Source organism: Arthrobacter sp. MDT2-34-1 (assembly GCF_059091365.1).
On sequence record NZ_JBNHGO010000001.1, the window covers coordinates 189,131 to 206,873 of the forward strand.

The following is a 17,743-nucleotide window of genomic DNA, read 5'->3' on the forward strand; positions in this document are numbered from 1 at the left end:
TCGTGCTGGCCGGGCTTGAATCAGATGAAACGTGGAAGCGCCGAAGGCGGCAGGGGAGGCGCGGTACGAAAAGCTACTGCGTGTCCTTCAGCGTCAGGGACACCGAGTTGATGCAGTAGCGCTGGTCCGTGGGGGTCCCGTAGCCCTCGCCCTCGAACACGTGCCCGAGGTGCGAGTCGCAGCTGGCGCAGCGGACTTCGATCCGCTCCATGCCCAGCGTCGAATCCCGCAGGTAGCGCACGGTGCCCTCGGCCAGCGGCGCCCAGAAGGACGGCCAGCCGCAGTGGGAATCGAACTTCTCCTTGCTGGTAAACAACTCGGCTCCGCAGGCGCGGCAGCTGTAGACCCCCTCGGTATGGGTATCCCAGTATTCGCCGGTGTAGGGCCGCTCCGTGCCGGCCTCGCGGAGCACATGGTATTCCTCCGGGCTCAGCTCCTGCCGCCATTCATCGTCGGTCTTGGTCACCGGGAACTGTCCGGCCTCTGTGTTGCTCATAGTCTCTCCAACGTTCACGAGTCGCCAATGTATCCCGAGCCCGAGTACAGGTGCAGGACCGGAATGCCCAGCTTGTCCTGCGCCCGGTTGGCCCAGTCGGTGTGGAAGGTATCGGAAATGGAATGTGGCCGGGTAATGACAACGGCCCGGTCTGCGGGATGTTCCCCGACGTACTTGACCAGGGCGGACACGCCGTCGTCCTCGACGATGTCCACCGTGGCGTTAAAGCCCGCTTCCGCCAGCAGCCTGGCGGAGATGCGCCTGGCTTCGTCGGCCTCGTGCCGGGCCTCTTCCGGAGTCGGCTGGCCGTGCGCCAGCTCGCGGAACGCGGTGCCGACCTCCAGCAGGCTCAGCCGCTCGACGAAATCGAGCAGCAGGTTCCGCTTGGTGTCCTCGGGAATCAGCACCCGGAAGGTGGTCTGCCCGGCGGCGGTCTGCTCGCCGGCCAGCCAGCCGAAATTCTGCAGGTCGGCGTCGTTGAGCGGTTCCTCGGTCAGCACGACGATGGTTTCGGTCATGCGCCCAGCCTAATCAGCAGCACAAGCGGGGGACAACAACGCGGCGCGCCGACGGCCGCGCCGGTTAGCGGTCGGCACTTGCACCGGCAAGAATGGACCCATGGCTGTGTTCGAACGCTCAGACCGGTCCGGCCGGAACACCTCCGCCGGCGACGGCCAGCTGCCCCGTGCCCGCTGGCTGCTGCTCGGTGCCTTGGCGGGAGCGGGCGCCGGATCGGTCCTGGCCGGAGCTACGTCGGGACTGGCCTCCTATTTCGCCCGCCAGGTTCTCACTCCGGTCCGCGAGCACGTCCAGAACCTGGAAATCCTGGCCGTCGTCGGAACCGGCCCGCAGCAGGAAATCATCCTGCCGGCCACCCCGGACACCACGGCGCCGGGCGTCTACAGCGTCTATTACGACGGCGGACGATCCGTGGCGCGGGTGGGCGAGGTGACGTCCTACTCGCCGCGGGAAGGCACGGTCCAGCGCAGGGTCGAGCAGGTGTATGCCGGCGACCTCGCCGCCGCCACGCGCGGCTGGTGGGGCGGTGCGGCCTACCCGGACCCGGCCGCCGTCGGGCTGGCCAATGAGGAAGTCGACATCGAGGTGGAAGGCGGCATTGCGCCGGCCTGGCTGGTCCGCGCCGAGGCGGAGGCGAAGACCTGGGCCATCATGGTGCACGGCCGGGGTGCGTCCCGGGCCGAGGGCATCCGCGCCGTCCGGTCGGTCCGCGGGCTGGGAATGGCGTCGCTGCTGATCTCCTACCGGAACGACGGCGAAGCCCCCTCCGCCCCGGACCGCCGCTACGGGCTGGGCATGACCGAATGGCGCGACGTCGAGGCGGCGATCGGGTTCGCCCTGGCGAACGGGGCGGAGGATGTAGTGCTGTTCGGCTGGTCGATGGGCGGGGCAATCAGCCTGCAGGCAGCCGACCAGTCCCGCTACCGGAGCCGGATCCGTGCGTTGGTGCTGGACGCCCCGGTGATTGACTGGACCGACGTGCTGGCCCACCAGGCGAAGCTGAACCGGATACCGGATGCCGTGGGGCAGTTCTCGCAGTGGCTGATCTCGAACAAGGCCGGACGGCTGCTGACCGGCCTCGCCGCCCCGCTGGACCTGAAGATGATGAACTGGGTGGCCCGGGCCGACGAGCTGCAGGTGCCGACGCTGATCGTGCACAGCGAGGACGACGACTTCGTGCCGCACGGCCCGTCCGCGGCGCTGGCCGAAAAGAACCCGCTGGTCACGTTCGAGCCCTTCAGCGGGGCCGGTCACACCCGCGAATGGAACGTGGACCCGGAACGCTGGGAGCGCGTCGTCACGTCCTGGTTGACCCGGGTGCTCCGTCCGGTGGGCTAGGGCCCTATCCCGCCTTCAGCGGGGCGAAGGACGCGCCCGTCAGCGCGGCCAGGGCTAACCCGCCTTCAGCGGGGCGAAGGACGCGCCCGTCAGCGCGGCCAGGTCCGCCGGGGCGATCTCGATATCCAGCCCGCGGCGACCGCCCGAGACCAGGATGGCGACGAAGTCCCGGGCGGTGGAATCCAGCACCGTGGGGCTGGCGTGTTTCTGCCCCAGCGGCGATATCCCGCCCAGCACATACCCGGTGCGCCGCCGGGCTACCTGCGGGTCTGCCATGGCTGCGCGCTTCCCGCCCAACGCTGCGGCCAGTTTCTTCAGGTCCAGGCTGGAACTGACCGGCACGACGGCGACCGTCAGCGATTCGTCCACGATGGCCATCAGGGTCTTGAATACGCGGGCGGGATCCATCCCCAGCGCCTCCGCGGCCTCAAGGCCGAAGCTGGGCGCCGCGGGGTCGTGGGCATAGGTGTGCAGCACGTGCGGAACCCCCGCCCGCTGCAGCAGCGTGGTGGCGGGGGTTCCGGCGGATGGTTTGTGCCTGGCCACCGTCAGGCCGAGGCGGCGCGCAGTTGCCGTGCCTCGGTGATCAGGCGCTTGATGCGGTACAGCATGGCGGACATGCCGCGGATCCGCAGCGGGGTGATGGCACGGGTCAGGCCCAGGTGCTCGGCGATATCGTCGGGAACGGCCAGGATCTGCTCTGCCGGCAGCCCGTTGAGCCCCTCGTGCAGCACGGAGGCGAAGCCGCGCGTGGTGGGGGCTTCCGGCGGAGCCGAAAAGTAGATTTGCACGTCCTGGTCCGGGTCGTCGCCCAGCTCCAGGGTCAGGAAGAGAGGAGACTGGCATTCCACCACTTGCTCCAGCAGTTCCGGATGCCCGGCGAAGCGTTCCGGCAGCTCGGGCAGCTCCCGGGAGAACTCCAGCAGCAGCTGCAGCCGCTCGGCCTCGCTGACCGCCTGGAAGTCGTCGATGATTTCTGCCAGCGGTTCGGGAATGGTCTGCTCGGTCACGGTCATACTTGCGCTCTCTCTTGCAGTTTCGGGCTCGTTACGTCAACGTTGCGTGCCCGCCGGCTATTCCTTAGCGGGCCGAGGCGGGGATCCCGCCGGGCTCGGCGCCCCTGACGATCGGCACGCGCACGGCATTGCCCCATTCCGTCCACGAGCCGTCGTAGTTGCGGACCGTGTCGAAGCCCAGCAGGTACTTGAGCACGAACCACGTGTGGCTGGACCGTTCGCCGATGCGGCAGTATGCCACCACGTCGTCGCCCGGCTTCAGCCCGGCCTCGTCCAGGTAGATGGCCTCAAGCTCTTCGCGCGATCGGAACGTCCCGTCCTCGGCCGCCGCCCGCGCCCACGGCACGGACGCCGCCGTCGGAATGTGGCCCCCGCGCAGGGCCCCTTCCTCGGGGTAGGCGGGCATGGTGGTGCGCACGCCGGTGTATTCCTCCGGAGAGCGGACGTCCACCAGCGGCTTGCCGAAGTGGTCCAGCACGTCGGTGAGGAAGGCTCGGATGGGCGCGTCGTTGCGCTCGACGACGGGGTAGTCAACCGCCTCGGGCCGCGGCACCTCGGTGGTCAGTTCCCTGCCCTCCGCGATCCACTTGTCACGGCCGCCGTCCAACAACCGCACGTCTTCGTGGCCAAACAGGGTAAAGACCCAGAGCGCGTAGGCCGCCCACCAGTTGCTCTTGTCCCCGTAGAGCACCACGGTAGTGTCCCGGCTGATGCCCTTGGAACCGAGCAGCGCGGCGAAGCCCTCGCCGTCCACGTAGTCGCGGGTGTCCGGATCATTCAGGTCGGTGTGCCAGTCGATCTTCACCGCGCCCGGAATGTGGCCGGTCTCGTATAGCAGGATGTCTTCGTCGGACTCCACGACCACCAGCCCGTCCGCGCCCAGGTTCTCAGCCAGCCACTGCGTGGAGACCAGGCGGTCGGGGTTGGCATAGGCGGCAAACTTCTCGTTGTGCTCGGCGGCAATGGGCATGGCAAACCTTTCCTTGACGTGCAGCTTTCCATAGCGTGCAGACGGCCGTGCAAAACGGCCGGGGGACTTCTGTTTAGCCTAACCACCGGAGCAGGCAAAAGCTTCCGGGGCCGCACCCCGCGTCACATCGTGGCCGGGCGGAGCGCCTGGGTCGGCCGGCCGGAGCCCCTGGGCCCGTCGGGCCGGAGCGCCTGGGCTTCCCCGGCGGAGCTCTTGGTCCCGCCGGCCGGAGCGCCGGGGCCCGCCGGACCCGCTGTGGCCTGGCTTACACCGGCTGCCGCCGGCGGGCGGGGTAGCGTATCGTTTTGCTGGCGGCATTCCGGCCGCTGTGCATTCTCCGAGCCCATGTCAGGAAGGCAGCGGTTAGCCTACGTGCCCCAGATTGAACAGCTTTCACGCCGGACGCCGAAGGTGTCCGTGGACGAACTGCTGGCGGGCCTGCACCCGTCGCCGCGCTTCGGCGAAGTATCCTTCGCCAGCTACCGCCCGGACCCGGCCCAGCCGTCCCAGAGCGAGGCCGTGACTGCGCTGCAGCGTTTTGCGGTTGTGGTCGACCGGCCCAAGCCCAAGGGCTTGAAGAAGCTGTTTGGCGGCGGCAAGCCGGAGGGCCACTCCGGCATTTACCTCGACGGCGGGTTCGGCGTGGGCAAGACCCACCTGCTCGCCTCGCTGTGGCACGCCGTCGACGGCCCGAAGGCCTTCGGCACCTTTGTGGAGTACACCAACCTGGTCGGCGCGTTGTCGTTCCGCAAAACCGTGGAAGCGCTCAGCAGCTACCGCCTCGTGTGCATCGACGAGTTTGAACTGGATGATCCCGGTGACACCGTGCTGATGTCGCGGCTGATGCGCGAGCTCGCCGACGCCGGGGTCAAGCTTGCGGCAACCTCCAACACCCTGCCGGGTTCGCTGGGGGAGGGACGCTTTGCCGCCGTCGATTTCCAACGCGAAATCCAGGTGCTGTCCGACCAGTTCGAGGTCATCCGGGTGGACGGCGAGGATTACCGGCACCGGGGGCTTCCGGCCGCCCCCGAGCCGCTCAGCGACCACGAACTCAAGCGGCGGCTGCATGATTTCGATGGCAAGGTGGTGGCCGCCGACGAATTCTCCGATCTCGTCAACCACCTGGCCGGGGTGCATCCCAGCCGGTACAAGCAGTTTCTCGACGGCGTGGACGCGGTGGCCTGGCATAACGTGCACACGATCACCGAGCAGGCCGTGGCCCTGCGGTTCGTGGTGCTGGCCGACCGGCTCTACGACAAGGACGTGCCGATCATCGCCAGCGGCGTGCCGTTCGATGAGCTTTTCACCCCGGAAATGATGTCCGGCGGCTACATGAAGAAGTATTTCCGGGCGGTATCCCGCCTGACCGCGCTGGCCCGCGAGGGCCAGGCCGGCGAACCAGCGGCCTAGCTCCCGCAGCCGGGCGCGCACATGCCGCCACTGTGCAGGAGTAATGCCCTGCGCCTGATGACGATACGACCGGGCTACCGACGCGACCGACGCGGTGTTCAACTACGCGACCCCGCCGAATGGCCGAGACCGGGCGCCCCTACTCCGTGATGCCAAGCATGGTGCAGATGTTCGGCATGCTGTTGGCCGTGCACAGCCGGTACGTTCCGGGGCGAATGCTGTCCGGAATGATGAGGGTGTCTGGGCCAAGTCCCTCGACGCCAATATCCTTCCAGGTTTGGCCCTTGGGGTCGTTCGCAGGCCACCATGTTGGGGAACCAGAGCCGCCGTCGTCATCGGTCGTGGCAATGAGGTAGTAGCGGACAAGCCAGCTGTTGCCGTCCTGTTCTTCCAAAACCCAGGGGATTCCCCGGGAAGTTTCCTCGGGGAATCGGACCTTGATGGTCTGCCCCGGTTTGGCAGGCGAAGGCGAGACTTTGAGCAGTTCGGGATGCATCTGCGCGTCTGGATCGTTCACCCCTGCCGTGCCTGTTGGTTCTTGGACGGCGGTTCCTCCGGATGTTGAACTTCCACAGCCGGACAACGCCAGCAGTACGACAACCCCAGCCGTCAGTTTGGCTATCGCATGCATGACCGCCCCTTGTTGTGATGTACAACGGTCTGCGTCACGGTAGCGGCGGAACAGCATGGAGAGGAAGGGTGGGACGCTGCGAAGCATAACTTCTTGTTGATGCGGCCAGATGACCAGGGCCTGAGCCGAGGCAGTGGATTTCTTGGAGACAGAGGATGTGGAGTATCTGGGGCTTGGTGAGAAGTAGGTGCAGGAGGCACTGTGCGGTTCTGTGCCGGTCCTATGGTGGGACACTTGCCTGACCGAGCTGGAGCGGACGAGGAATCAAAATCTCGAAAGGGAATTCATGAGATCCAATCAGCCCCGGCCAGATAACCCCTGGCCGCAGGACATGGTCATCTCTGTGAAAGTCGCGCCGAACCACCTATCGCTCCTGCTCTTCATCCGTAGCGTTTGGAACATTGCCCCGGATGTCGCCATTCACGAGTTGAACCCGGCACCGAAGCCCGGTGCCTCGCGACTGCCTGCCACTGCAGACAGGACTGAGTGGGGCGCCCGTTGGCAGCAGGCTTGGGAACGAGCTTGGGCCTGGTACGACACGGGGGACCAGAAGAACCAGCATCCAACGCCGGAAATCCGCTCCGATCAGGAGAGGCACGTGGCCTTCCCGCCGGGCTGGACTACCGAATACGGCTGGGATGGCGTGGACATCGACGGCTTCAACCATTGGCAAATCCAGCTGCAGCCCAACCACATGCTCCCTCTTGAACTACACCCCGAACGCCGCTGTCTGCCGGCTCTGATTGCCGCTTGGAAAACAGGCTTGGACACCGTCCTGGTCATGCCTTATCAGGGGGACTACGCCAAGCGCATCAGCCCAAGGCATCTCGTCGTCTCGGCGCAGACTCATGACGATCCCGAGAGCTACACTCGCGCCTTGGCCTCCAGGCTCCCACCCGGTTAGCTATCAGTTGCCGAGCAGCGGCGCAGGAATGGGACGGTCTGGCGGGTCCGCCGGACCGCAAAGCACGCGCGGGCGAATAAGCGGCCTCACGACAAAGGGTGCCGGCTCGCCTCCCGGCGGTCCGGCACCCTCCTTGGCGTGCCCAGGACTAGGCGGACGGAGTGGTCCCCTCGGACGGTGCCTGGCCATCCCTGTCACCGAACGTGTCGACGAAACCGGATGCCTTGGCCTGCAGGCCGCCTACCTGCTTGGAATACTTACCGCCGGTCTTGGCGTCGATGTAGTCACCGGTGCTGCCGACGGCACCCTTGATCTTGCCAGAGTGTTCTCCCACGAGACCGGCTGCCTTGTCCTTGAGTCCTCCGGCCTTGCCCTTGAGCTCGTCAAATACAGACACAGCCACCTCCTTTCCGACGGGGGGCCGTTCGCCCCTGCACATCCATCGTAGGCACCGCGCCGCGGGCGCTCAACGGAGTAGACGGCTTAAACAAGGAGGGCTCCCGCCGGGGGAGCCGTGGAGTGGTGGGCGATACTGGGATCGAACCAGTGACCTCTTCCGTGTCAGGGAAGCGCGCTACCGCTGCGCCAATCGCCCCGGTGTGCCCGAGGCGGGCCGCTGGAGAAAACGCTGAAAAAGAGAGCGGACGACGGGATTCGAACCCGCGACATCCACCTTGGCAAGGTGGTGCTCTAGCCAGCTGAGCTACGTCCGCGCGAAACGGTTTCCGGATCACTCCGGACTGCGTTCCAGTGGGCGATACTGGGATCGAACCAGTGACCTCTTCCGTGTCAGGGAAGCGCGCTACCGCTGCGCCAATCGCCCGTGATCTCTCACGAGATGTTTGCTGTGTCGCCGCAAACGAGGTGGGGACGGGATTCGAACCCGCGTATACGGCTTTGCAGGCCGCTGCCTCGCCTCTCGGCCACCCCACCGTGCCTATTCGCAGTTGCGCTAGGACCGGCCAGCGACGCTGGCACGTTACAGTGACTTGCGAGCGGACGACGGGATTCGAACCCGCGACATCCACCTTGGCAAGGTGGTGCTCTAGCCAGCTGAGCTACGTCCGCAAAAGTTTTCCATCACTTTTTCCGCGATCCTTCATCGAACGGCTCGCGGCGTCGCTGTGATTTCCAACGAGTAAAAACTCTATAGGACGATTCCCGCTTCGTCCAATCGACGCTGTGGCGGGTGAAACGACGCGGGCCGGTCGGCCCGGAGGCTATCGACGCGGCGGCGGGCCCGCCGGCCCGTTCCGTGGCCCACCCGCATCCCGTTCCTCGCCCGCCCCAAAGACCACACCCGTAACAACTGCCCAGGCGCAGTGGCCGGGCGATTTTTGTTTCAGCGCCTCGGTGGGCTAGCATTTCTAGACGTTGCAGGAAGCGCCCGGCGCATCCGGCAGCAAGCCCGGGCGATTGGCGCAGTGGTAGCGCGCTTCGTTCACACCGAAGAGGTCACTGGTTCGAACCCAGTATCGCCCACCACGGAAAACATCCCCGGCCAGGCAGCATCGCCTGGCCGGGGATGTTTCGTTAACGGGCGCGGGGCCGGCCGCCGTCGCGCCGGCCCTGTGCCTTGCGGACCGGAACGGTCAGTGGAACCTGAGAAGATTTCCTTATGACTGCACCACTTCTTGCGCATGCCACCGCCAACGGCCGCATGTACGCGCGCTCCACCTCGGAGCCGCCGTCGGTTCCCTCCATCACCACCGTGATCGCGCAGGAGCCGACCACGCTGGACGGTTGGTTCGCCCACATGGCAGCCACCTCCCTGGCCTCCGATGCCAGGCTGGCCGAGGCCGCCGGAGACCCGGGGCGGCTGCGGTCGCTGGCGAAGGAAGCGACCCTGGCTGCCGACCGCTACCGGGACGCCGCCGCGCTGCGCGGGGACCGCGTCCACGCTTACTGCGAACAAGTGGCACTCCGGGCGCTGGACAGGGAGCACGACGTTGCGGGTGCCCGGGAGGCGCTCAAGGCCAACGGCGAAGAGGCTTTCGCCGCCAGGTTCGACGAATGGTGGCAGCTCTACGGGGTGGAGCCGATAGCCCCGGAGATCACCGTCTGGAACCAGGAAGTCGGATACGCCGGCACCCTGGATCTCGTGGCCCGGATTGCGGGGCGCACCTGCCTGATTGACTTCAAGACCAAGGGCACGGACCGCAACGGTCAGGTCAAGGCGCTCAACGACAAGGTGGTCATGCAGTTGGTGGCCGGCATGAAGGCACAGGAGTCGCTGGTCGACGCCGCGACGGGGAGCTGGGAACCGTGGGCGCACGGTGACGATCCGCTGCTGCTGGGCGTGGCGATCGGTGAGACGGAAGTCCGGCCGATGCGCGCCAACCCCGAGGTGCTTCGATGGCACTGGTACCGCTTCTGCTCGCTGCGTCGGGCGTGGGAAACGCATCTGCAGGTAGCCGAGGCGGGCCGGGCGCTGCTGCCGATCGCGCCGCCCCCTGCGGCGGCCCTGCAGGCGGTCCAGCAGGCCCACTAAACTGGACCGGAACCCAACGGCAGCGTACTGAAGCGGCAACAGTGAGGACAAGAACTACATGGCGATCCTGAGCATCCGGATTATCGGCGACCCCGTGCTGCGGACCAAGGCGGAAACGGTCACCGCGTTCGGGCCGGAGCTGGCCAAGCTGGTGGCGGACATGGACGAAACCATGGAGGACGTCGACGGCGCCGGGCTGGCCGCCCCGCAGGTTGGCGTGAGCCTGCGCGTCTTCACCTTCCGCGTGGACGGCCGGCGCGGCCACGTGGTCAACCCGGTGCTCGAGCTCAGCGACGACTTCCAGGACGACGTCGCCGAAGGATGCCTGTCGATCCCGGCGCTGGGCTACCCGGTGCGCCGGCGCCGCTGGACACGGGTCACCGGCCAGGACCTGCACGGCAACCCGGTCGAGTATGAGGGCGAAGGGATGCTGGCCCGCTGTTTCCAGCATGAGGCCGACCACCTGGACGGAATCCTTTACATCGACCACCTCACCGGCGAGAACCGGAAGAACGCGCTGCGCTCCATCCGCAACGCCGGATACAACGGTGTGGCCGGCGAAACCCAGGCCCAGCGCGCGGCGCACGTCGGCTCCGGCTTCAGCCGCGGGCCGGCCGCGGCGGGCACCGGTTCCTTCGGGCAGCCGCTGGCATGACGGACGGCGGCAGGCGCTTGCGGGTCCTCTTCGCCGGCACTCCCGGCGTGGCCGTGCCCTCCCTCGACCAGCTCGTCGAGGACGGCTTCGAGATTGTGGCCGTGCTCACCCGGGAGGACGCGCCGGTAGGGCGTAAACGGGTCCTGACCGCCTCGCCGGTGGCGGCCCGCGCCGCGGAGCTCGGCGTGCCGGTGATCCGGGCCAACCGGATCGGATCGGCCGCGGCCGATGCCATCCGGGCAGCCGCCCCGGATGTGGCGGCCATCGTGGCCTACGGCGGCCTCGTCCCGGAAGCCGCGCTCGGCATCCCCGAACACGGCTGGATCAACCTGCACTTCTCACTCCTGCCCGCGTGGCGCGGCGCCGCGCCGGTGCAGCACGCCATCATCAACGGCGACGACGTCGTCGGCGCCTCCACCTTCCAACTGGAGAAGGGGCTGGATACGGGCCCGGTGTACGGCACCCTGACCGAGGCGTTGCGCCCCGCGGACACCAGCGGCGAGGTGCTGGAGCGGCTCTCCCACAGCGGCGCCGTGCTGCTGTCGCAAACCCTGGCGGCCGTTGGCGCGGGCACAGCAGTGGCGGTGGCGCAGTCCGGCGACGTCAGCCTCGCGCCCAAGCTGTCCCTGGCGGACGGTCACATTGATTGGCGGCAGCCGGCGCTGGCCATCCGCCGCCGCATCAACGGCGTCACTCCCGAACCCGGTGCCTGGACCATGCTCGACGGGCAGCGCTTCAAGCTGGGCCCGGTACGCCTGCGGCCGGAGCACCGCGGGCTGCCGCCCGGGGCCGTGAGGCTGTCCGGCGGCTCGTCGGCCTCGGCGCTCGTGGGCACCGGTTCCCATGCCGTGGAGCTGGACAGGGTCCAGCCGGCGGGCAAGAAAATGATGGATGCAGCAGATTGGGCCCGCGGGCTCGGACAGCGTGAGGACGTGCACTTCGAATGAGCGGCCGGAATGAAGGCAGCCGGAACAGCGGACGCCAAGGCGGCGGCGGCCAGGGGGCCGGCCGCCGTGATGCTGCGGGGCGGGAGCGCAACCGCGGCGGCGCCAGGCAGTACTCCCGGTCGGCTCCGTCGCAGCGGACGCGGGCGGCCGACCCGGCCCGGCTGGCGGCCTTCGAGGTGCTCCGCGCCGTGGAACGGGACGACGCGTACGCGAACCTGGTGCTGCCGGCGAGCATCCGCAAACACCGGCTGGACAAGCGCGACGCCGGCTTCGCCACCGAGCTGGCCTACGGCGCCCTCCGCGGTTTGGGCACGTACGATGCCATCCTGGCCCGCTGCGTGGACCGGCCGCTGGACCAGCTGGACCCCGCGATCCTCGATGCGCTCCGCCTCGGCGCCCACCAGCTGCTGGCCATGCGGGTGCCGGCCCACGCCGCCCTGGACCAGACCGTCGGCCTGGCCCGCGCGGTGATCGGCGCTGGCCCCGGCTCGCTGATCAATGCCGTCCTGCGCAAGGTCACCGCCCGCGACCTGCACGGCTGGACCGCCGAGCTGACCGCCGGTGAGACCGACCCGGTCAAGGCGGCGGCTCTGGAACACAGCCATCCGGAATGGGTGGTGCGGGCCCTGCGGCAGTCCCTGGCGGGGCACGGACGCCGCGTGGACGAATTGGAAGACCTGCTGGCGGCCGACAACGCCGCGCCGGTCGTAAATCTGGTGGCGTTGCCCGGGCTGGGTTCGCTGGACGAGGCGATCGACGCCGGCGCGGAGCCCGGGGAACTGGTCGCGGGCTCCGCCCTGTATGCGGGCGGCGACCTCGGCCGGCTGGCCAGCGTGCGGGCCGGAACCACCCGTGTCCAGGACGCCGGCTCCCAACTCGTGGCGCTGGCCTTGGCCGCCGCCGCGCCGGTGACGCCGGGCGAGCGCTGGCTGGATCTGTGCGCCGGTCCCGGCGGCAAGGCCGCCCTGCTGGGCGCGCTGGCCGCCGAGCGGGGGGCCACGCTGCTGGCCAACGAGGTGGCCGAACACCGTGCCGAGCTGGTTCGGAAGGCCCTGGCGCCGGTACCGGCCGGGGTGTGGGAGATCCGCACCGGCGACGGCCGCGACGTGGGCGAGCTGTATGCCGGACAGTTCGACCGGATCATGGTGGACGCGCCCTGCACCGGGTTGGGGGCCCTGCGCCGACGCCCGGAGTCGCGGTGGCGCCGGAAGCCCTCCGACGTGGCGCAGTTGGGGCCGCTGCAGCGCGAACTGCTCGGCGCGGCCGTGGCCGCCGCAAAGCCGGGCGGCCTGATCGCCTACGTGACGTGCTCCCCGCACCCCGCGGAGACGACGGCGGTGGTCGCCGACTTGCTGCGCCGGAACCCCGGGGTGGAACTGCTGGACACCTCCTCCGTCCTCGACGGGGTCAGCCTCCCGGGGCACTTGGAAGCAGGGCAACCCGGCGGCGACGCCGTGGGCCGGGCCGGTGGGACGACGGCGCAACTGTGGCCGCACCGGCACGGCACCGATGCCATGTTCATGGCGCTGCTCCGCCGAACCAATTAGGTCAACACCGGTTCCGACATCCCTCGACACACAGACAGGCAGGCAAGCATCCGATGGCACAGTGCTGCATCAACCCCAGCATCCTCTCGGCCGATTTCGTCAACCTCGAAGCCGAACTGCGGCGCATCAGTACTGCCGATGCCGTGCACGTGGACGTGATGGACAACCATTTCGTGCCGAACCTGACCATCGGGCTGCCGGTGGTGCAGCGGATCCGGGAGGTCAGCACCCTGCCCCTGGACGCGCACCTGATGATCGCCGACCCGGACCGCTGGGCGCCGGCATATGCCGAGTCGGGGATCGAATCGGTGACTTTCCATGTGGAAGCGGCGGCGGCCCCGGTCCGGCTGGCCAGGGAGCTGAGGTCCCGCGGGGCCAAGGCGGGCATGGCGCTGAAGCCGGCCACCGCCGTCGAGCCCTATCTGGATTTGCTCCCGGAGATGGACCTCCTGCTGATCATGACGGTCGAGCCGGGCTTTGGCGGGCAGTCTTTCCTGGACGTCACGCTGCCCAAGATCCGCAAGGCCGCCCGCGCCGTGGCGGGTTCGGGGCTGCCCGTGGCGATCCAGGTGGACGGGGGCGTCACCGAAGACACCATCGTGCGGGCCGCCGAGGCCGGCGCCACCGTCTTCGTGGCCGGATCCGCCGTGTACGGCAAGGCCGATCCGGAGCAGGCCATCGCCTCGCTGCGGGCCGCGGCCGGCCGGCAGCCCGATTCCTGAGGCCCCTGTGACCGGTGTTACAGGTTGTGACGGGAATGGAACGTGTCACAAGGCAGTTGTGAGAGCATAGTTACGCAAACACAAACGTGCTCCGGGGTCGGTGTAAGTCCGAACCGGCGGTTATAGTCCGCGACCCGCTGCCGAGAGTTCCGCCCGGAACTTCACGCAGCGGTTGAACCGGTGGAATTCCGGTACCGACAGTTAAAGTCTGGATGGGAGAAGCACGTACAGGTGGCAGCCATGGGGCCACCGGGTACGGTCGATGACCGCGGCCCGGAGACCCCGGACCTTCCGCTCTGTCGTTCCCCGGAGCCGCCGCGGCTCGAAAGGAACGGCATGGATTTTCTGCGGTGGCTCTTTGAAGCCCAGATTCCCGTAGCCGGCAGCGCCCTGCTGCTGCGCGAAGTTCTGGGAAACGTCTTCGGCCTGCTCAGCGCGCTCGGCGGAATGCGCCGGAAGGTGTGGGCCTGGCCCGTCGGCATCATCGGCAACGTGCTGCTGCTGACCGTTTTCCTCGGGTCGCTCTTCGGCTCCGCCAATACCGCCAACCTCCTGGGCCAGGCCGGCCGGCAGGTCATGTTCATCGCCGTGGCCGTCTACGGCTGGAGGCGTTGGCGCTCCGCACGCAGCGGCGACGGCCATGCCATCACCCCGCAGTGGGCCGGCGGCAAGGCGCGCCTGGGCCTGGTCGCCGCCTTGCTCCTGGGAACCGTCGCCCTGACCCCGGTCTTCGCGGCCCTCGGCTCCTACGAGCCGGTCTGGGCCGATGCCTGGACCTTCGTCGGTTCATTGCTGGCCACCTACGGCATGGCACGCGGCTGGGTCGAGTTCTGGCTGATCTGGGTGGCGGTCGACATTGTGGGCGTGCCGCTGCTGTTTAGCGCCGGCTACTACGCCAGCGCCTTTATGTACCTCTTCTACGGAGGCTTCACGCTGGTTGGATTCTTCGTCTGGTGGCGGGCCAACGCGCAGGCCAAGCCCGGCGTCGAAACCCTGCATCCCGATCCGCGCATCGGGCGCCCGGCCGGCGAGCAGGTGCAGGCGTGATGGGCCAGGCGGCAGTCGGCACGGCCAGGGATTTCGCGCCGGCCGAGCAGTGCGCCATGGAGCTTGCGCTGGATGCCGCGCGGCAGGGCGTGCGCGGAGCAAACCCCCTCGTGGGCGCCGCCATCATCGACCCGCGGGGCGAGGTGGTCAGCATCGGTTACCACCGGGGCGCCGGCACACCCCACGCCGAAGTCGATGCGCTGGCGAACGTGTCCCCGGAGCGCGCCGCGGACCTGGCGGACTGCACCATGCTGGTGACCCTGGAGCCGTGCAACCACCGCGGCCGCACCGGCCCCTGTTCCGGCGCCATCCTGGACGCGGGCATCGGCTCGCTGGTCTACGCCACGGCCGACCCCACCGAGGCGGCCGCCGGCGGGGCGCAGCGGCTGGCCGAGTCCGGCGTCGCCGTGCGCACGGGACTGCTGCGGGAGCAGGCGCTGGACCTGAACCATCGCTGGTTCGAGGCCCGGCGGGAAGCGCGGCCGTTCACCACCCTGCACGTCGCGCAGACCGTGGACGGCCTGATTGCCGCGGCAGACGGCACCAGCCAATGGATCACCGGGGAAGAGGCGCGGGCGGACAGCCACGGCATCCGCGCCCGCGCGGACGCCATCATCGCCGGCAACGGAACCATCGCGGCCGACAACCCGAGGCTCACCGCCCGCGACCGCGCCGGACACGAAACTCCGGGCCAGCCGCTGCGCGTGGTGATGGGGCGCCGAAAGGTCGCGGCAGACGCCGCGGTCCGCGGCACCGATGGCCGCTTCCTGCAACTGGCGACCCACGACCCGGCCGAAGTCCTGGCCGAACTGGCACGGCGCGGCATCGGCCACGCGATGATCGAGGGCGGAGCGACCGTCGCCTCGGCTTTCCTTCGCGCCGACCTGGTCGACGAACTCGTGCTCTACCTGGCACCCCTGATGCTCGGCGCCGGCACCCGTGCCGTGGCCGACCTCGGCATCGGGACGCTGTCCGAGGCCGGCCGCTGGCGTTGGGACACGGCCGGCGGCAGCACCCGAATCCTGGGCGCGGACCTGCGCCTGCACCTGGAACCCCTGCCGTCCCACGGCACTCAGAAAGGCAAATGAATGTTTACCGGAATCATCGCGGAACAAGGGCGCGTTGAATCGCTGGACCTGAGTCCGGCCACTGACAGCGCAGTGCTGACCTTCACCGCACCCGAAACGGCTGCCGGGCTCGGGCTCGGCGGATCGATCGCCGTCAACGGCGTGTGCCTGACCGCAGTCGCGCTGGACGGCAGCCGGGTCAGCGTGGACGTGATGGGGGAGACCCTCACACGCACCACCACCGGTTCGCTCCGTCCGGGGCAGCCGGTCAACCTGGAACGCTGCGTCCCGGCCGGCGGACGGCTGGACGGACATGTGGTTCAGGGGCACGTGGACGGTGTCGGCACGCTGGCCGAACGCGAGGACCTGGGCGACTGGGAGCGGCTGCGCTTCACCGTTCCCGTGGAGCTGGCCCGTTACATCGCGGAGAAGGGCTCCATCGCCGTCGACGGCGTCTCGCTGACGGTCACGAACGTCAGCGATGCCGGTGCCGCGACGCAGTTCTTCGAAGTCGGCCTGATTCCCACCACGCTGGCCGACACCGGCCTGGGCGCGAAACAACCCGGCGACAGCGTCAACCTGGAAGTGGACGTCCTCGCCAAGTACGCCGAACGGCTCCTGGCCTTCACCACCGGAGCCAGGGCATGAGCGCCGCGGTGGAGCCGCGGATCGCGCTCGACACGATCGAAGCCGCTGTGGCGGCGGTCGCCGCCGGCCGCCCCGTCGTCGTCGTTGATGACGAGGACCGGGAAAACGAAGGCGACATCATCTTCGCCGCCGACGCCGCGACCCCCGAACTGATGGGCTGGACCATCCGCTATACCTCGGGCGTCATCTGCGTGCCACTGCCGGCGGCGCGGGCCGACGAACTGGGGCTGCCGCCTATGGTCGAAGTCAACCAGGATGCCAAGGGAACGGCCTACACGGTTTCCTGCGACGCGGCCGACGGCGTGACCACCGGCATCAGTTCCGCCGACCGTGCGCGCACCGCCGTGGTGCTGGCGGCGGCGGACAGCACTGCCGCCGACCTGACCCGGCCCGGGCATGTCTTCCCGCTGCGGGCGGTCGACGGCGGCGTGCTCGCGCGGCGCGGACACACCGAAGCCGCCGTGGACCTGTGCCGGCTGGGCGGGCGTGCGCCGGTGGGCGTCATCGCGGAACTGGTGCACGATGAAGGGGACATGATGCGCCTGCCGGCGCTGCGCGCCTTTGCCGACGAGCACGGCTGCCCGCTGGTTTCGATCGAGGACCTCGCGAACCACCTGGCCGGGAACGCGGACACCGCCGGCCTGCCGAAGGCGGCGAACCATGGACGGTAAGGACATCCGCGAAAAGACTCCGGCCGCCACGGTCGAGGGCGGGCCCGCGGTCCAGCTGCCCACGGCCTTCGGCAGCTTCACCGCCCAGGCGTGGACCGATGCCGCCACCGGCGTGGAGCACCTGAGCATCACCTCGCAGGTCAGCCCGGCGGCCGAACCTCTGGTCCGGCTGCACTCCGAATGCCTGACCGGCGACGTGTTCGCCTCCTACCGCTGCGACTGCGGCGAGCAATTGGAGCAGGCGCTGGCCATGATCGGAGAGCACGGCGGGACGGTCCTGTACCTGCGCGGGCAGGAGGGGCGCGGCATCGGGCTGGCCAACAAGATGCGGGCCTACGCCCTGCAGGAAGCCGGCGCCGATACGGTGGAGGCCAACGAGCAGCTGGGCCTGCCCGTGGACGCGCGGGACTACTCCGCCGCCGCCGCCATCCTGCGGGCGATGGGCATCGGCGCCATCCGGCTGCTGAGCAACAATCCTGCCAAGAGCAGCATGCTGGCGGCGCTGGGCATCGATGTGGTCGAGATGGTGGCCGCGGAGGTTCCCTTCCGGGAGCAGAACCGCCGCTACCTGGAGACCAAGCGGGACCGGATGGACCACCGGCTGGCCGTCCTGCAGACAACACCGGTGCAGCAGAGCTGACGCCGGCGCCGGGCACGGCAACCA

General features: G+C 68.8%; 20 protein-coding genes, 6 tRNA genes and 1 riboswitch. Of the genes, 14 read left to right on the forward strand and 12 right to left on the reverse strand.

Translation table 11 applies throughout. The features are described from left to right. Nucleotides 1–73 precede the first annotated feature (73 nt). Nucleotides 74–496 carry a peptide-methionine (R)-S-oxide reductase MsrB gene (msrB, locus tag AC5RVV_RS00830; protein ID WP_493999566.1) on the reverse strand — a complete coding sequence of 141 codons (423 nt, stop codon included), beginning with the start codon at nt 494–496 and terminating at the stop codon, nt 74–76. A gap of 14 nt (nt 497–510) precedes the next feature. Next, the gene (locus tag AC5RVV_RS00835; RefSeq protein ID WP_493999567.1) at nt 511–1,014 is read right to left on the reverse strand and encodes a hypothetical protein; all 504 of its coding nucleotides are present in this window, start codon (nt 1,012–1,014) and stop codon (nt 511–513) included. A 100-nt stretch (nt 1,015–1,114) separates the two neighbouring features. Between AC5RVV_RS00835 and AC5RVV_RS00840 the strand changes: the two genes are divergently transcribed. After that, nucleotides 1,115–2,353: an alpha/beta hydrolase family protein gene (locus tag AC5RVV_RS00840; protein ID WP_493999568.1), complete on the forward strand. Its 1,239-nt coding sequence runs from the start codon at nt 1,115–1,117 to the stop codon at nt 2,351–2,353. Between the two features lie 54 nt (nt 2,354–2,407). Here AC5RVV_RS00840 and ybaK read toward each other — a convergent pair whose 3' ends face one another. The 3 genes from ybaK to AC5RVV_RS00855 all read right to left on the reverse strand — a co-directional run bounded on the left by ybaK (nt 2,408) and on the right by AC5RVV_RS00855 (nt 4,339). Next, nucleotides 2,408–2,899 (reverse strand): Cys-tRNA(Pro) deacylase, encoded by a 492-nt coding sequence (gene ybaK / locus AC5RVV_RS00845; protein ID WP_493999569.1) that lies wholly within the window; start codon nt 2,897–2,899, stop codon nt 2,408–2,410. A 2-nt stretch (nt 2,900–2,901) separates the two neighbouring features. After that, a complete protein-coding gene (locus tag AC5RVV_RS00850; RefSeq protein WP_493999570.1) occupies nt 2,902–3,363 on the reverse strand; it encodes a SufE family protein in 462 nt (153 codons plus the stop codon). A 70-nt stretch (nt 3,364–3,433) separates the two neighbouring features. After that, nucleotides 3,434–4,339, reverse strand: coding sequence for a sulfurtransferase (locus AC5RVV_RS00855; RefSeq protein ID WP_493999571.1), 906 nt, complete (start codon nt 4,337–4,339; stop codon nt 3,434–3,436). A gap of 372 nt (nt 4,340–4,711) precedes the next feature. Here AC5RVV_RS00855 and zapE point away from each other — a divergent pair, with 372 nt between their 5' ends. Further along, nucleotides 4,712–5,749 carry a cell division protein ZapE gene (zapE, locus tag AC5RVV_RS00860; RefSeq protein WP_493999572.1) on the forward strand — a complete coding sequence of 346 codons (1,038 nt, stop codon included), beginning with the start codon at nt 4,712–4,714 and terminating at the stop codon, nt 5,747–5,749. A 139-nt stretch (nt 5,750–5,888) separates the two neighbouring features. Here zapE and AC5RVV_RS00865 read toward each other — a convergent pair whose 3' ends face one another. Beyond that, nucleotides 5,889–6,380, reverse strand: coding sequence for a hypothetical protein (locus tag AC5RVV_RS00865; protein WP_493999573.1), 492 nt, complete (start codon nt 6,378–6,380; stop codon nt 5,889–5,891). Nucleotides 6,381–6,666: 286 nt separating this feature from the next. Between AC5RVV_RS00865 and AC5RVV_RS00870 the strand changes: the two genes are divergently transcribed. After that, nucleotides 6,667–7,284 carry a hypothetical protein gene (locus AC5RVV_RS00870; RefSeq protein WP_493999574.1) on the forward strand — a complete coding sequence of 206 codons (618 nt, stop codon included), beginning with the start codon at nt 6,667–6,669 and terminating at the stop codon, nt 7,282–7,284. 148 nt (nt 7,285–7,432) lie between these two features. Here the strand turns inward: AC5RVV_RS00870 and AC5RVV_RS00875 are convergent, their stop codons facing one another. The 6 genes from AC5RVV_RS00875 to AC5RVV_RS00900 all read right to left on the reverse strand — a co-directional run bounded on the left by AC5RVV_RS00875 (nt 7,433) and on the right by AC5RVV_RS00900 (nt 8,352). Next, nucleotides 7,433–7,681 carry an antitoxin gene (locus AC5RVV_RS00875; protein WP_493999575.1) on the reverse strand — a complete coding sequence of 83 codons (249 nt, stop codon included), beginning with the start codon at nt 7,679–7,681 and terminating at the stop codon, nt 7,433–7,435. A 123-nt stretch (nt 7,682–7,804) separates the two neighbouring features. After that, nucleotides 7,805–7,879 (reverse strand) — tRNA-Val (locus AC5RVV_RS00880). 44 nt (nt 7,880–7,923) lie between these two features. Next, nucleotides 7,924–7,997 (reverse strand) — tRNA-Gly (locus AC5RVV_RS00885). Between the two features lie 38 nt (nt 7,998–8,035). Further along, nucleotides 8,036–8,107, reverse strand: a tRNA-Val gene (locus AC5RVV_RS00890). 39 nt (nt 8,108–8,146) lie between these two features. Beyond that, nucleotides 8,147–8,217: transfer RNA gene (locus tag AC5RVV_RS00895), tRNA-Cys, on the reverse strand. A gap of 61 nt (nt 8,218–8,278) precedes the next feature. Then, a tRNA-Gly gene (locus tag AC5RVV_RS00900) sits at nt 8,279–8,352 on the reverse strand. A gap of 342 nt (nt 8,353–8,694) precedes the next feature. Here AC5RVV_RS00900 and AC5RVV_RS00905 point away from each other — a divergent pair. The 11 genes from AC5RVV_RS00905 to ribA all read left to right on the forward strand — a co-directional run bounded on the left by AC5RVV_RS00905 (nt 8,695) and on the right by ribA (nt 17,719). Continuing rightward, nucleotides 8,695–8,769, forward strand: a tRNA-Val gene (locus AC5RVV_RS00905). Nucleotides 8,770–8,902: 133 nt separating this feature from the next. After that, nucleotides 8,903–9,775 carry a cytochrome gene (locus tag AC5RVV_RS00910; RefSeq protein ID WP_493999576.1) on the forward strand — a complete coding sequence of 291 codons (873 nt, stop codon included), beginning with the start codon at nt 8,903–8,905 and terminating at the stop codon, nt 9,773–9,775. 58 nt (nt 9,776–9,833) lie between these two features. Continuing rightward, nucleotides 9,834–10,430: a peptide deformylase gene (def, locus tag AC5RVV_RS00915; protein WP_493999577.1), complete on the forward strand. Its 597-nt coding sequence runs from the start codon at nt 9,834–9,836 to the stop codon at nt 10,428–10,430. Nucleotides 10,431–10,447: 17 nt separating this feature from the next. Further along, entirely contained in the window at nt 10,448–11,377 is a 930-nt protein-coding gene (fmt, locus tag AC5RVV_RS00920; RefSeq protein ID WP_494001248.1) for a methionyl-tRNA formyltransferase, read from the forward strand. Next, on the forward strand, nt 11,374–12,924 hold the full coding sequence (locus tag AC5RVV_RS00925) for an RsmB/NOP family class I SAM-dependent RNA methyltransferase (RefSeq protein WP_493999578.1): 1,551 nt from the start codon (nt 11,374–11,376) through the stop codon (nt 12,922–12,924). Before fmt ends, AC5RVV_RS00925 begins: the two co-directional genes overlap by 4 nt. 53 nt (nt 12,925–12,977) lie before the next feature. Continuing rightward, complete coding sequence (gene rpe, locus AC5RVV_RS00930) at nt 12,978–13,646, forward strand: ribulose-phosphate 3-epimerase (protein ID WP_493999579.1); 669 nt, start codon at nt 12,978–12,980, stop codon at nt 13,644–13,646. 82 nt (nt 13,647–13,728) lie between these two features. Next, nucleotides 13,729–13,875, forward strand: a riboswitch (FMN riboswitch). 107 nt (nt 13,876–13,982) lie between these two features. Beyond that, a complete protein-coding gene (gene pnuC, locus AC5RVV_RS00935; protein WP_493999580.1) occupies nt 13,983–14,693 on the forward strand; it encodes a nicotinamide riboside transporter PnuC in 711 nt (236 codons plus the stop codon). Next, nucleotides 14,693–15,781 carry a bifunctional diaminohydroxyphosphoribosylaminopyrimidine deaminase/5-amino-6-(5-phosphoribosylamino)uracil reductase RibD gene (ribD, locus tag AC5RVV_RS00940; RefSeq protein WP_493999581.1) on the forward strand — a complete coding sequence of 363 codons (1,089 nt, stop codon included), beginning with the start codon at nt 14,693–14,695 and terminating at the stop codon, nt 15,779–15,781. The genes pnuC and ribD overlap by 1 nt, the downstream gene beginning before the upstream one ends. Then, the gene (locus AC5RVV_RS00945) at nt 15,782–16,408 is read left to right on the forward strand and encodes a riboflavin synthase (protein ID WP_493999582.1); all 627 of its coding nucleotides are present in this window, start codon (nt 15,782–15,784) and stop codon (nt 16,406–16,408) included. Then, a complete protein-coding gene (gene ribB / locus AC5RVV_RS00950; RefSeq protein WP_493999583.1) occupies nt 16,405–17,079 on the forward strand; it encodes a 3,4-dihydroxy-2-butanone-4-phosphate synthase in 675 nt (224 codons plus the stop codon). The genes AC5RVV_RS00945 and ribB overlap by 4 nt, the downstream gene beginning before the upstream one ends. Beyond that, nucleotides 17,069–17,719, forward strand: coding sequence for a GTP cyclohydrolase II (gene ribA, locus AC5RVV_RS00955; RefSeq protein WP_493999584.1), 651 nt, complete (start codon nt 17,069–17,071; stop codon nt 17,717–17,719). The genes ribB and ribA overlap by 11 nt, the downstream gene beginning before the upstream one ends. Nucleotides 17,720–17,743: the final 24 nt, after the last annotated feature.